The organism is Mesorhizobium silamurunense (genome assembly GCF_014843825.1).
Taxonomy (GTDB): Bacteria; Pseudomonadota; Alphaproteobacteria; order Rhizobiales; family Rhizobiaceae; genus Mesorhizobium; species Mesorhizobium silamurunense.
Genome location: NZ_JHQR01000383.1, coordinates 1 through 12,649 on the forward strand (window position 1 = coordinate 1; position 12,649 = coordinate 12,649).

Annotated in this window: 10 protein-coding genes and 2 pseudogenes; 4 read left to right on the top strand and 8 right to left on the bottom strand. The window is 64.4% G+C overall.

The window, feature by feature from the left end; all coding sequences use genetic code 11:
- Positions 1-197 precede the first annotated feature (197 nt).
- The 8 genes and pseudogenes from DH10_RS34135 to DH10_RS34170 form a co-directional block, all read right to left on the bottom strand.
- Positions 198-587 (bottom strand): annotated as a pseudogene (locus DH10_RS34135) (class I SAM-dependent methyltransferase); the annotation flags it as partial.
- Positions 588-660: 73 nt separating this feature from the next.
- Positions 661-1,542, bottom strand: coding sequence for an NAD(P)-dependent oxidoreductase (locus DH10_RS34140; RefSeq protein ID WP_192385843.1), 882 nt, complete (start codon positions 1,540-1,542; stop codon positions 661-663).
- Positions 1,543-1,552: 10 nt separating this feature from the next.
- On the bottom strand, positions 1,553-1,867 hold the full coding sequence (locus tag DH10_RS34145) for an antibiotic biosynthesis monooxygenase family protein (protein WP_192385844.1): 315 nt from the start codon (positions 1,865-1,867) through the stop codon (positions 1,553-1,555).
- 18 nt (positions 1,868-1,885) lie between these two features.
- Positions 1,886-3,244 carry an NAD(P)H-dependent oxidoreductase gene (locus DH10_RS34150; RefSeq protein WP_192385845.1) on the bottom strand — a complete coding sequence of 453 codons (1,359 nt, stop codon included), beginning with the start codon at positions 3,242-3,244 and terminating at the stop codon, positions 1,886-1,888.
- A 277-nt stretch (positions 3,245-3,521) separates the two neighbouring features.
- Positions 3,522-4,391: a PfkB family carbohydrate kinase gene (locus DH10_RS34155; RefSeq protein ID WP_192385846.1), complete on the bottom strand. Its 870-nt coding sequence runs from the start codon at positions 4,389-4,391 to the stop codon at positions 3,522-3,524.
- A pseudogene (locus DH10_RS34160) lies at positions 4,388-5,268 on the bottom strand (MurR/RpiR family transcriptional regulator). Before DH10_RS34160 ends, DH10_RS34155 begins: the two are co-directional and overlap by 4 nt.
- Before the next feature lie 48 nt (positions 5,269-5,316).
- On the bottom strand, positions 5,317-6,297 hold the full coding sequence (locus DH10_RS34165; RefSeq protein WP_192385847.1) for a sugar phosphate isomerase/epimerase family protein: 981 nt from the start codon (positions 6,295-6,297) through the stop codon (positions 5,317-5,319).
- 106 nt (positions 6,298-6,403) lie between these two features.
- Positions 6,404-7,303, bottom strand: coding sequence for a LysR substrate-binding domain-containing protein (locus DH10_RS34170; protein ID WP_192385848.1), 900 nt, complete (start codon positions 7,301-7,303; stop codon positions 6,404-6,406).
- A 240-nt stretch (positions 7,304-7,543) separates the two neighbouring features.
- Between DH10_RS34170 and DH10_RS34175 the strand changes: the two genes are divergently transcribed.
- The 4 genes from DH10_RS34175 to DH10_RS34190 all read left to right on the top strand — a co-directional run bounded on the left by DH10_RS34175 (position 7,544) and on the right by DH10_RS34190 (position 12,006).
- Positions 7,544-8,572: a sugar ABC transporter substrate-binding protein gene (locus DH10_RS34175; protein WP_192385849.1), complete on the top strand. Its 1,029-nt coding sequence runs from the start codon at positions 7,544-7,546 to the stop codon at positions 8,570-8,572.
- 67 nt (positions 8,573-8,639) lie between these two features.
- Positions 8,640-10,118 (top strand): sugar ABC transporter ATP-binding protein, encoded by a 1,479-nt coding sequence (locus DH10_RS34180; RefSeq protein ID WP_192385850.1) that lies wholly within the window; start codon positions 8,640-8,642, stop codon positions 10,116-10,118.
- A complete protein-coding gene (locus DH10_RS34185; RefSeq protein WP_343221673.1) occupies positions 10,115-11,101 on the top strand; it encodes an ABC transporter permease in 987 nt (328 codons plus the stop codon). The genes DH10_RS34180 and DH10_RS34185 overlap by 4 nt, the downstream gene beginning before the upstream one ends.
- Positions 11,098-12,006: an amidohydrolase family protein gene (locus tag DH10_RS34190; protein WP_192385851.1), complete on the top strand. Its 909-nt coding sequence runs from the start codon at positions 11,098-11,100 to the stop codon at positions 12,004-12,006. Before DH10_RS34185 ends, DH10_RS34190 begins: the two co-directional genes overlap by 4 nt.
- Positions 12,007-12,649 lie beyond the last annotated feature (643 nt).

Consider the following 12,649-nt stretch of genomic DNA (forward strand, 5'->3'; position numbering starts at 1 on the left):
CGGCCGCCACCGGTTTTGCCCCGGTTACCGAACCGCTTCGTAACCTATTGGCGAATAACGATTATATTAGTCGCAGAGGGTCAGCTGCTACCACAGAGCATCAATATGTTAGCGGCTGGTTCGCCAACCCGTTTCCCTCGTATTCTCGTTTGGTCTGGCGAACCCAATGACAATGAATGACTTTAGTCATTGGCTTCCATCTGGAAGGTCGTGTCCTCCAGGATCAAATCGAAGCCTTGCGTGAACTTTGCCAGCCGGCGATCAGCTCCGAGCGCGTCCTTGGTCAACCAGTGGAACGGGCCGGTAAAGAACTCGGCGTGGGGCGGCTCACCGTACGCCATGAACGATTTGTAGTTCTCGGGGTTCGGGCTGCACGACAGCGACAGAATCTGTCCGCCCGAGAATTCGGATAGCGTCCTAGCCATTGTGCCTTCGGCAGTTCCAAGACTGTGGAGCGATAGCGCAGTGCTGCGCAGCCGGGCATATTTCAGGACCGCGTAGGCCATCCGGCACTCCTCTTCCAATCTGTAGGGAATGCTGCTGTGATAATGCTGGTCGAAAAAGCCTTGGCCGGGCCAGAGAGCAGACGGATGCGTCCAACGTGGCGTGGACCGCTTTGTGCCATCAGCAGAATTGTCCAGCAGTTGCCGATCTGCCACCCTATCGAAAATTGATGCGCCGCAGTTCGACGATCGCGGCGCTGTGGTCTAGGTCGCCGCCGCCATTGTCGACGAGGCCGCGAAAAATCCGGTCGACCTCCGTTGCGACCGGCAGCCTCAGTCCCAGCGATGCGGCAAGCGCAAGCGCTGTGCCGGTGTCTTTGATCTGATACTTTGCCGGACCGCCGGGTACGAAATCGGCCTCGATCATGCGCCGCCCGTGCTGTCGAAACACAGTCGAGTCGGCAAATCCGCCGAGCAATGCCTCACGAACTCGCGCCGGATCCGCGCCGCCGCGTTCGGCAAGCAGCAGCGCTTCGGCAACCGCGCAAATGTTGCTGGCGACGATCAGCTGGTTGGCGAGCTTGGCCAGGCTGCCCGCGCCGGCCGGACCGACATGGGTGACTCGGCCGAGCGGGGCAAGGACAGGCGCCAGCGCGTTAATGGCACTAACCTCCCCGCCAGCCATGATGGTTAAAGTGCCCTCGCGTGCGCCTTTCTCGCCGCCCGAGACCGGCGCGTCGAGATAACGAATGCCTCTTTCCGCCGCGCGTTCTTCCTGCCTGCGCGCGGTCTCGACCGGGATGGAACTCATCACCACAAGTGTGGAGCCCGGCGACATGGCGTCGGTCACCCCATGTGTTCCGAACAGCACCTCATCGCAGACCGGTCCGGAGCTCAGCATCGAGATCACGATGTCCACGTGCCGTGCCGCCTCCGCCGCCTCGGTGGCAAGGCCGACGCCGAAGGCCGCCAGCGCTTCGGCCTTGTCCGGGCTGCGGTTCCAGGCCGTCACGGAGAACCCGGCTTCCGCCAGCCGGCGGGCCATATGGCCTCCCATGATGCCGGTTCCGATGAAACCTATCATGCTGCTGGCATTCATTGGCGCCTGCTCAGAGAGCCTTGAGCGCGCCGAAGCGCATAACGGTTTCCTCGACGTCGAGCATCTTCATGGCCGCCTGGAAGCGCTTCAGATGTGGGGTTTGCAGATGCGCCTCGAATGCGGCGCGATCGTCGTAGACCTCATAGAACAGCACCGTGTCGTCGGCGCCTTCCGGGCAGACGACATCGAACCGGTGGCAACCGCCTTCATCGGCCACCGAATGGCGGGCATCGTCGAGAGCCGCGTAGAGAAATGCTGCCTTGACCCCCGGCTTGACGCGAAATTCTGGGATCACCACGAAACGTGGCGTGCTCTGCTCGCTCATGAATTCCTCCGGGGACGGTCAGGCGGCCACGCTCGGCGTCGGGCCGAAGCGCTGTTCCATTTCGCGGCGCACCTTTACGACATCGAGGTCGTTCACCAGCTCGACATCGTTGAAACTGACGATCTGGTCCTTCCGGACGGCGCGCTTCAGCCGCACATTGTGCGCCAGCCCGATGGGAAGTGCCGCGCGCTCCAGGCTGATCGAGGCGGGAATGGCGTTGGCCCAGACCGCGTAGCCGCCCTCGCCGTCCAGCATCTCGCCCGGCTGCATGTCCTTCTTGGCCGTCGCCACGGCGTCGCCGCGGAATTCCTTCGACGAGCCTGTCGGCTCCTTGCGCAGCACGGCCGAGAGCACGCTGATCGAGGTTTCCAGCCCGATGATGTGGAAGGGCCGCCACATCGAGGCGTACCAGCCCGACGGATCGGTCAGCAGCCCGTATTGCTTGAAGCAGGCGCGCGAGTACTCATTGTGCGCCTTGAAGGTGACGAAGACGCCGTAGCGGATATTGTTGAACACCTCGCGGCCATCCGGCTCCTGGCTGGCGGCGATGTCGACCAGGCCGGAGCGCGCCATGCGGCCGCCATCGGCTGCCGGCCGGAACACCCTGGCAAGGTCGTGCAGGCCACAGGGCGGGAAGCCCAGGCCGTCATCGGGGCAGTCGAGGCCGGTGCCGTTGGCAACGGCGGCCATCTCGATCGCCGCCTTGGTGCCGTCGGTGAAGGAGTTGTACATCTTCGGATTGAAGTCGCCCTTCGCCACCTCCTCCTCGCTCCAGCCGAAGAAGCCCCAGACGGTGTCGGGGGTGGAGTAGCGGTAGCGCGGCTCGAAATTCATTCCCTTGCCGGCCGCTGTCACTTCGAAGCCGGTCGCCCGCGCCCAGTCCACCAGCTCGCAGATCAGCGCCGGCTGGTCGCCATAGGCCATCGAATAGACGACGCCCTTCTGGCGCGCCTTCTCGGCGAGGATCGGGCCGACCATGACGTCGGCCTCGACATTGACCATGACGACATGCTTGCCGGCTTCGATCGCCGCCAGCGCATGGCGCGTTCCGGCGATCGGGTGACCCGTCGCCTCGATCACGCATTCGATCTCATCGCAGGCAAGCAGGGCTGCAACATCGTCGGTGACGAAGGTCGTGCCGTTCTTCACCGCCTCGCCGGCATCCTTTGCTTGGTATCGCTCCACCGGCCAGCCTACGCGCTGCAAAGAGTCCCGCGCCTTGGAAACATTCAGGTCCGCCACTCCGACCATGTGGTATCCGGCGATACGCTGTGCCTGCGACAGCACCATCGAGCCGAACTTGCCGGCGCCGATCAGGCCCACGCGGACCGGACGGCCACGACCCGCACGCGCGGCAAGCAAAGTGTAGAGGTTCATGTCTGTTTCCTTCGCACGACCGTTTTCGGGCCCGGCGTCGGCTTCGGCGAGGCATGCAAAGGCTTCCGTGCCCGGTTGACCGGACACGCAACGAAGGCGCCCGGCGCCCTCCCGCAGTGACGTTGCTACCTCCCCGGCCGGCCGCGCCGCCGATGGTCCGGCTTGTGCTTGCCGGAAGGGCTCATTGGTATGGCGAGAAAGCTGTTAGCGCAATTTAGAAGGTGAGCTCGATTGTTTAGCTGGGCTAAAGATTGAAACGTATCTGACGAGAATGCCGTCAGGTCGAGACGTGGACAGCGGCGGCCTTGTTCGCGACCTCGAGGCATTGCGCAAAGGCGTGGCCCGTAGCCAGTGCAGCGGCAAAACTCCCCGCGAAGACATCGCCTGCGCCATGCGTGCTGATCAGGCGGACCGGAATGGCGGGAACCACAACAGGATTCTCGCCGCGCCGCATGCCCGCTACGCCGTCCCCGCCTGCCGTCACCACCACGGTGGCGCAGCGGCTGGAGAGCTGCCTGGCGGCGCCAACGGCCGAATCAATGTCTCCGACCGCGTGGCCCGAGAACTGTTCGGCCTCGATCGCATTCACCATCAGTATGTCGACCAGCGCGATGAGCTCGTCCGCCAGCGGTCGGTACGGCGCGGCGTTGAGGCACACGGGCACCCCGGCCCACTTCGCGGCTTTTGCCGCGGCGAGATTGATGGCATCGGGCATCTCGTTCTGCAGGATGAGTACGCCCGCATCTCGCCAAAGCGTGGTGTCGGCCAAGCCCTTCGGATCAGTTGCGGCATTCGCCCCGGAGACGATGACGGCGCCGTAGTCGCCGCCGCCATCCGCTATGGCGACGCTCATGCCTGAGCCGCTGCCGTCGATGCTGGCAACACGGGACGCGTCGACACCGGCGGCGGTGAGATTGGAGAGGAGAAACCGGCCGAAATCATCGTCGCCCACGGCGCCCACCATGCGTACATCGGCGCCTGCCCTCGCCGCCGCGACCGCCTGGTTGCCGCCCTTGCCGCCGAATTTCGGCCGCCAGCCGAAACCGGTGACCGTCTCGCCCTTGCGGGGACGGTCCGGCGCGTCGACCATGATGTCGTAGTGAAGGCTGCCGACCACCACGACGACGGGACGAACCGAAGCAGTCATGCGCCGCGCCGCTTGCCGGCGACGGCACCCATGGTCGCGGCGAGATTGCGCTCCGCCGCCTTGCCGCCGCCTTCAGGTCGCGCCGCGCGACCGCGGCGAAGACGGCGTCGAAGATGATCAGCTGGGCAATGCGCGCGGCGGCATTTTCTCCCAGCAGCGGCGAGCCTTGGGCCGTCGAGCACAGCACTACATCGGCGACCGAGGCGAGCGGCGATGTCGCATAGTTGGTGAGCGCGATGGTGCGGGCGCCGCGCCGGCGCGCGAGCTCGACAGCCTCGATCACCGCCGTGCTGGCGCCCGAATGCGAGAAGGCGATGGCGACGTCGCCCTCCCCCAGCAGCGAAGCCGACATCAGCATCATATGTGTATCGTCGAACACGCTGGTGCGCACGCCGATGCGCAGCAGCTTGTGCGCGACGTCGCGCGCGATCTGGGCCGAGCCGCCGACGCCATAAAGGTCGCGCTGGCGCGCGCCGAAGATTAGGTCGGCCGCGCGCTCCAGCGCCTCGGGATCGAGAATGGCAAGCGTCTCCTCCAGCGCATGGACGGAGGTGCGGAACACCTTGCGCGCGATCTCGGCATCGGTGTCGTCGGGCGAAAGTTCCTCATGCAGCTCGGTGGTCGGCAAGCGGTTGTAGCCGGCGAGGCCAGCCCGGAAGTCCTTGAACCCGTCGAAGCCGAGCTTCTTGGCGATCTTGACGATCATCGCCTCCGACACGCCGGCGTCTTCGGCCACGGCCTTCAGCGATGTGGTCTCGCCGAAATCGCGCCGGCCGAGGATCATGTCGACCACCCGCCCCTCCAGCGGCGTGAGGTGCGGCATCATCATTCGGATGCGCGGCCCGATCGTCCTCGGATCGCCAAGCGGCAGGCTCATGCTTTCTTCCCCGGCATCATCGTCTCCCGCGGCGTTCGCGAACGCCAGTCACGCGCCGATCAAGGCCCTGTTGACGATCCTCTGGCTGGCCACGGCATCCTGACGGGCCAGCGCGTCGCCAAGACCGTTGTCGCTCGAAAGCGCTTCGGAAATCTCCAGCAGGCGCCGAACGGTCGCGATGTTGGCCTCGCACTCGGCAACGGGATCGAGCCCGCTGGTATCGGGAAAGGTATCGAAGTAGAGCGCGCCGTCGAAACTGTCACGGCGGATCTGGTGGAGCAGTTCGAGGGTCGAGCGAATATGCACCGCACCGACCATCAACCCATCGTCGCGCTTGGCGTATCCGTCATTGAGATGAACGCCCAGCAGCCGGCTGCGGCGGTGGATCAGATGCGCGACAAGGGCCGGCTGCTCGCCCGCATAGAGCGCATGCGCGAAATCGATGGTGACGCCGAGATTGGGCGACCCCGCCTCGGCGATGGCAAGCAGCGTCGTCGCCGCATCCCGCAACAGCGACTGGGCGCGCGGCTCGTCGGGCTTGTACTCGATGCTGATGCGGCAGTCCGGATCATACTCGGCCACTTCGCGGATGCCGGCGACCTCCCAGTCCCAGACCTGCGCATAATCCAGCTGGAAGTTGTAGTCGAACCCATCCTGGCCGAGCCAGATCGTCATCAGATCGACGCCCATGGCGCGCGCGGCGTCGATGCCGCGCTTGGTCAGATCGATGGCCTCGCGCCTCACGGCCTCGTCCGGATTGGTGAAGGCGCCGCGCTTGAACGCCGGGTTGGTGTAGTAGCGCATCGCAAGGCCGTTGACGGACAGCCCCAGATCGCCGATGCGCCGGACGATGGCCGCGGGCTCCCCCGACACATGATCAGGGAAATTCAGATCGAGGTCGGTAAGACCACGCACCTTCGCGGCGCGCTCCGCCATCTGCATCATGCTCGGCTTGCCGGAAAGGTCCGGCCATTGCAGATGCGGCGCGGACGCGAACGAGTTCAATCGGGTGGCGAAACGGGACAGCATAAGAAACCTTCGGCTTTCAGATTTTTCACACAAATACAGAAAGCTGTAAAGTTATCAAGCGGGCGACCTGAACGTTGCGGCGGATCCGATCAAGCTCCGCGGATGACTATTGCGGTGCCAGCTGACCCGGCATCCGGTCGCGCTCTGCGCGCAGCCAGTCGAGGAAGAGCCGCACCTTCTTTTGCCGCAGGTGGTCGCGGGGGCAGACGATCCACTGCGTGACGATACGCACGGAAGGAGGGTTGGCGACCGGGCAGACGAGCCGGCCGTCGCGCAGTTCACGCTCCATCATCATGCTGCTTTCGAGCGCGATCCCCATCCCATCAAGAGCCGCGTCGATCGCCATGTGGCTGCGGTCGAACAGGATGCGGCGCCATCGGTGCGCCGGCTGCATGCCCGCGAGCTTGAACCAGGCTGGCCATTGGGCCTGCGACTTCACCGAGTGGATCAGCCGGAACCGCGTCAGGTCCTCGGCGCGAAGACTACCCGCGCCCGCCAGGGCCGGCGCGCAGGCCGGCACAAAGGTCTCCTCGGCCATGCCCTCGACGAAAAGGCCGGGCCAGCGGCCATCGCCATGGCGTATCTCCAGGTCGACGAGCTCGCGATTGAAATCGGTCGGCTCATTGGTTCCATCAAGACGGATTTCCAGTTCCGGGTTCTGATCGAGAAAGGAGGCAAGGCGCGGCAGCAGCCATTTGTTGGACAGTGTCGGCGTTGCCCGGACAGTCAGCATCGCCACCGACCGGTAGCCGCGGATCGTGCTGGTGGCCTCGGATATGCGCTCGATCTCGTCGGTGATGGTGGCGAAATAGCGTTCGCCGGCCTCTGTCAGCACCACGCGGCGGCCCATCTTGGTCAGCAGGCTCACGCCGAGCTGGACCTCGAGCGCCTGGATCTGCTGGGTGACCGCCGACGGCGTCACGCCGAACTCCTCGGCGGCGCGCGAAATGCTGCCCGCGCGAGCCGCGGCATGGAAAACCCAAATCGCCTTGACCGGTAACTGCATGCCTCGTCCACCCTTTGGCCGGCCCACGCCATATCATTTTTCTTTTAGCCTGGCTAACAGATTGGAAAGGGCTTCTAATTTGTATCTAACAGATTGAATGATCTAGTTTTCAACTTGCTGCAACACGGTGAAGTCGTGAACAGTCGGAGCGCGTGGGGCGTGAGGATCTGGCCCGACGCTCGGGTCTACAGGGAAGAGGAAGCTCCGGAGCTGATCCGGCACCCAATGGGAGGAATTTCGATGAAGTTACGGACAAGCGGCCTGTTCGCCGCGTCGACGGCACTTGCCCTTTTCAGCGCAGTCCCGGCTTTCGCCGAGGACAGTTGCCCGGCCTATCCGACGGCCAAGATGGACAAGATCGAATCGACGGCCCTCGAGGCGGAATTCGGCGCGGTGCCGGCGCCGAAGAAGGAACTGCATTTCGCCTACGTCACCAAGACGCTGATCAACGAGTTCTGGCAGGACGTCGCGGCCGGCGCGAAGGCCGAGGCGGCGAAGTACAAGATCAGCGTCGACGTGCAGGCCGCCAAGGATGAAAGCTCGATGATCGAGCAGCTCAACCTGGCGCAGACGGTGCTGTCGCAGAAGCCGGACGCGCTGCTGCTGTCGCCGCAGTCCGATTCCAATCTGGCGCCCGTGATCGAAGCGGCACGCGCCGCCAACATTCCCACCATCATCATCGACGACGCACGCACCGAAGGCGCCAGCACCTATATCGGCACCGATCAGGTGTCGATCGGCGCCAAGGCGGCAGCCTTCCTGCACCAGACCTATCCTAACGGCGGCAAGGTCGCCCAGATCGAGGGCGCCGCCGGCTCGCCGAACGCGCGTCTGCGCATCCAGGGCTTCAAGGAAGAGCTCAAGAAGTATCCCAATCTGGAGCTCGTCGCGAGCCAGCCCGGCAACTGGGATCGGCTGACCGCACTGAACGCGACCTCGAACATCCTTCGCCAGACGCCGGACCTTGCCGGCATCTACGCCAACAATGATGGCATGGCGCTAGGCGTGGTCGAGGCCGTCACCGGAGGCAGCAGCCTCGAGAAGGTCGCGGTTGTCGGCACCGATGGCATCCGGGAAGCGAAGAAGTCAGTCGGCGCCGGCGAAATGCGCGCGACAGTCGCGGAATTCCCCTTCGAGGAGGGCCAACTCGGCGTGCAGATGGCGCTGCGGCTTCTCGGCTGCCAGGCCATTCCGCAGTGGATCCTGTCACCCCAGGCCGTTATCACCAAGGAAAACGTGAAGGATTTTCCCGATCCCAAGACAAACTGAGCCACCCAAGGTGCTTAGTGTAATCTCCCAAGCAGAGGACGGCGAAAGCCGTCCTCCCGCACTTCGCATGACCGGTATCGCCAAACGCTTCGCAGGCGTCCAGGCCCTCAAGGGCGTCGATCTCGATCTGCGCGGCGGCCAAGTGCACGCCCTCCTGGGCGAGAACGGCGCCGGCAAGTCGACGCTGATGAAGGTGATGTTCGGCATCGTGCAGCCGGATGAAGGCCACATCGCGCTCGATCCGCTCGGCACGGTGCGCATCGAGGGGCCGCGCGATGCGCTGGCCATGGGCATCGGCCTTGTCAGCCAGGAGCTCAGCCTGGTGCCGCAGCTCGACGTCGCCCAGAACATCTTCCTCGGCCGAACACGCGGGTTGAAGCTCGTTCCGCGCGCCGGCTTTCGCCGCGAGGCGCGCGCCATCCTCGACGATCTCGCGCCGCATCTCGAGACCGACACGCCCGTATCGGCACTCGGCATGGCCGACCGGCAACTGGTCGAGATCAGCCGCACGCTCGCCCGCGGCGGCCGCATCATCGCCTTCGACGAGCCGACGTCCAGCCTGACGCCGGCCGAACAGGAAAGCCTGTTCGCCGTCATCCGGCGCCTCAAGGCGGCGGGCAAGGCGATCGTCTACATCTCGCACCGGATGAACGAAATCCGCGCCATAGCCGATCACGTGACGATCCTGCGCGACGGCGAAGTCGTCGCCTCCGGTCCGATCGGCGACTATTCCGAGGCTCGGCTCAACGAGCTGATCGCGGGCCGCGAACTGTCGCGCGAGATGAGCGCAGAAAAACCGGCGCCGGTCGAAAGCGCGCCGCTGATCGAGCTGCAAGGCGTCTCCTCTGCCCGCATCGGCGACGTCAGCCTGTCGATCGGCGCCGGCGAGATCGTCGGCCTGTCGGGCCTTGTCGGCTCCGGACGCTCCGCCATCCTGCGTGCCTGTTTCGGCATCGATGCACTGTCTGGCGGTAAAATCAGCGTTGCCGACATGCGCGTGACGCTCAGCACGCCCGCGGACGCCATGCGGGCCGGCATCGCCCTGATCCCCGAGGACCGCAGGGGCCACGCGATCGTCCCGATGATGGATGTCGAGCGCAATTTCGGCCTCGGCAATCATCGCCGCTTTGCCTCGCTTGGCGTGATCAAGGGCGCTGAAAGGCAGCGGGCTGCCAGGCGCTATGTCGATGAGCTGCATATCCGCCCCGCCTCGATCGGCACCGAGATGCGCAACCTCTCGGGTGGCAACCAGCAGAAGGTTGTCATCGCCCGCTGGCTGGCGACTGGCGCGCGCGTCTTTCTGTTCGACGAACCGACGCGTGGCATAGATGTCGGTGCCAAAGCGGAAATCTATGCGCTGCTGCGTCGCCTCGCCGCCGACGGAGCGGCGCTGCTGGTGGTCTCGTCGGAATTGCCGGAACTCCTGCTCATCTGCCACCGCATCGGGATCGTCAGCGGCGGGCGCCTGCGCAAGATTGTCGCCAACGACGCTGGCCTGACCGAGGAGCGGCTGATCGCGCTCGCTGCTAGAGAGGACAATTCGTGACCGAACTCAGTTCCCTGCCCCGAACGGATGCGGCCGAGAGAAAGCCCCCCGCAACATCGAGGCGCGGCGACGCGCTGCGCAAGGCGAGCGTGGCGATCGGCTGCGTGACGCTCTTCGCGGTGTTCTCGGTGCTCAATGCCACCTTCTACCAGCCGGCAAACCTCATCGACATTATGCTTCAGTCCTCGATCAATGCGGTGATCGCGGTTGGAATGACGCTGGTTATCATGACCAAGGGCATCGATCTGTCGGTGGGGTCGGTGGTCGGCCTGTCCAGCATGGTGGCGGCGGACATGCTATCGCATGGGCTTCTGGCCGGCGTCGGCGCTGGACTTCTCGTCGGGCTGCTGTGCGGACTGCTGAATGGCCTGTTGATCGCCAGACTCAAACTGCCCGATTTCATCGTCACGCTCGGCACGCTCAGCATCTTCAGGGGTGCCGCGCTGATCTACACCGATGGCCAGCCGATCTATGGACTGTCGAAGGAGTTCCGCGCCATCTTCGCCGGCCGCGTCCTAGATATCCCCACGCCTGTGCTGCTGGCGCTGGCGGTGGCAGCCCTTGCCTATCTGCTGGTCCGCTATACGGCGCTGGGCGAGCAGATCATCGCCATAGGCGGCAACGAGGAGGCGGCGAGGCTCTCGGGCATCAACATCGAGCGGGTGAAGATCACCGTCTACACGATCTCCGGCGTGCTTTCGAGCCTTGCCGGCTTCGTGCTGATCGCCCGCATTGGTGCTGCCGAACCGATCGGCGGCAGCGGTTTCGAGCTGCAGGCGATCGGCTCGGCCGTGATCGGCGGGGCAAGCCTGTTCGGCGGCGTCGGCAATCCGCTGGGATCGCTTATCGGCGCGTTGACGCTGGGCGCCTTGCAGAACGGGCTGACGCTGATGAATGTGCCGTCCTTCTGGCAGTATGTGGCCTCGGGCACGGTCGTCATTCTGGCCGTCTTCGCCGACCAGTGGACACGCAAACGCGGATGAAGCCCGCAGACGAAAGCTGGGCGATCGTCGATACGCACCAGCATTTCCAGAGCCTGTTCGACGCCGCCTATCCATGGCTCGATCCCGACCGGCCCGAGCCGCTTGAGGGCGATCTCACACCCATCCGCCGCGACTACATGCCGGCCGACTACCGCCGCGACATGCAAGGGCTCGGCGTCGTCAAGACGGTGCATGTCCAGAACGGCCGCAATCCGCACGATCCGCTTGACGAGACGCGCTGGCTGAGCGCGCTGGCCGAGCGGGAGCGGATGCCGGACGCAATCGTCGCCTATGCGGATCTCGCTGCTCCGGATGTCGAGCGCCTTTTGGAGGCACACGCAAGCTTCCCCCGCGTTCGCGGCATCCGCCAGATCCTGAACTGGCACGAGGAACCGCGCCTGCGCAGTGCGCCAAGCCCCGACCTGATGGAAAGTCGACAATGGCGGCGCGGCTTTGCCCGCCTGGCACCGCTCGGGCTGAGCTTCGACCTGCAGCTCTACTGGCCGCAAATGGACATGGCGTTGGCGCTGGCGCGCGCCTTTCCAGACACAGCCGTCGTGCTTGAGCATTTCGGCATGGTGGCCGACCGCAGCACGGAGGGTGTTTCGGCATGGCGGTCGGCGATCAGCCGGCTGGCACAGGCGCCGAACGTCAGCGTCAAGCTGTGCGGCTTCGGCCTCGGCGCACGGGCTTGGACGCCCGACGACACATTGCCGCTGCTGCATTACACGCTGGAGGCATTCGGCCCCACGCGCACGATGGTGGGAACCAACATGCCGGTGGACCTGCTTTTCGCCTCTTCAGTGAAGGTCATTGCCATGATCCACGCGATCGCTAGGGATTTGTCTGACGATGAGCGCGTCGCTGTGCTTTGCTCCAACGCAGAAAGATTCTATCGAATCTAGTGCTGCGGCACATTGCGGTTTCGAGAGCGATGTGGGCGGCACGGTCGCGAACAGACAACTAACCGGACGTGACGTCGTCAAACGCTTGAGCGCGCCGTCGCTGGGGGTCCGCCTCGTCGGGTCCGGTCGGCGCCTGAGGTCAAGCTGAATGTCCGTTTTAGGAGGCGACCCTAACGACCGTGATGCGGCGCATTGCCGCCATTCGCAATGCGGGACAATGAAACGTCACCGTTGGGGTCGAATTCCGTCTTTCGGAGCAATTTGGGTTTTGGTGACAAAAGAGGCGGCTATGAGGGTCCTCAACCTGAATGAGGGGCCGGGCGTGCCTGATAGGGGGCTCACAAGCCACCCCACCCCCGCCACCGACAACCCCAGCGGGGCTGGTGACCGAGGCAGCCTACGATCGCGCTTGTGCGTTCTTACCCGCGCAGGTGTGGCCTTAGGTCGCAAACTATTGGCTTCAGAAGCAGGGCGTCGGGCTTCATTGGCGGTGCGACCAACACCATATAGTGATCCATCGCCCTCCAAAATGAGAGATGCTCGCCCCGATGGGGTCACATTGCGGCCATCAGCCGGCAATGGCTATGAAACAACGAACCTGAAAACCATCATGTCTGAAAATATCAGATCAACTTCGAGAGAC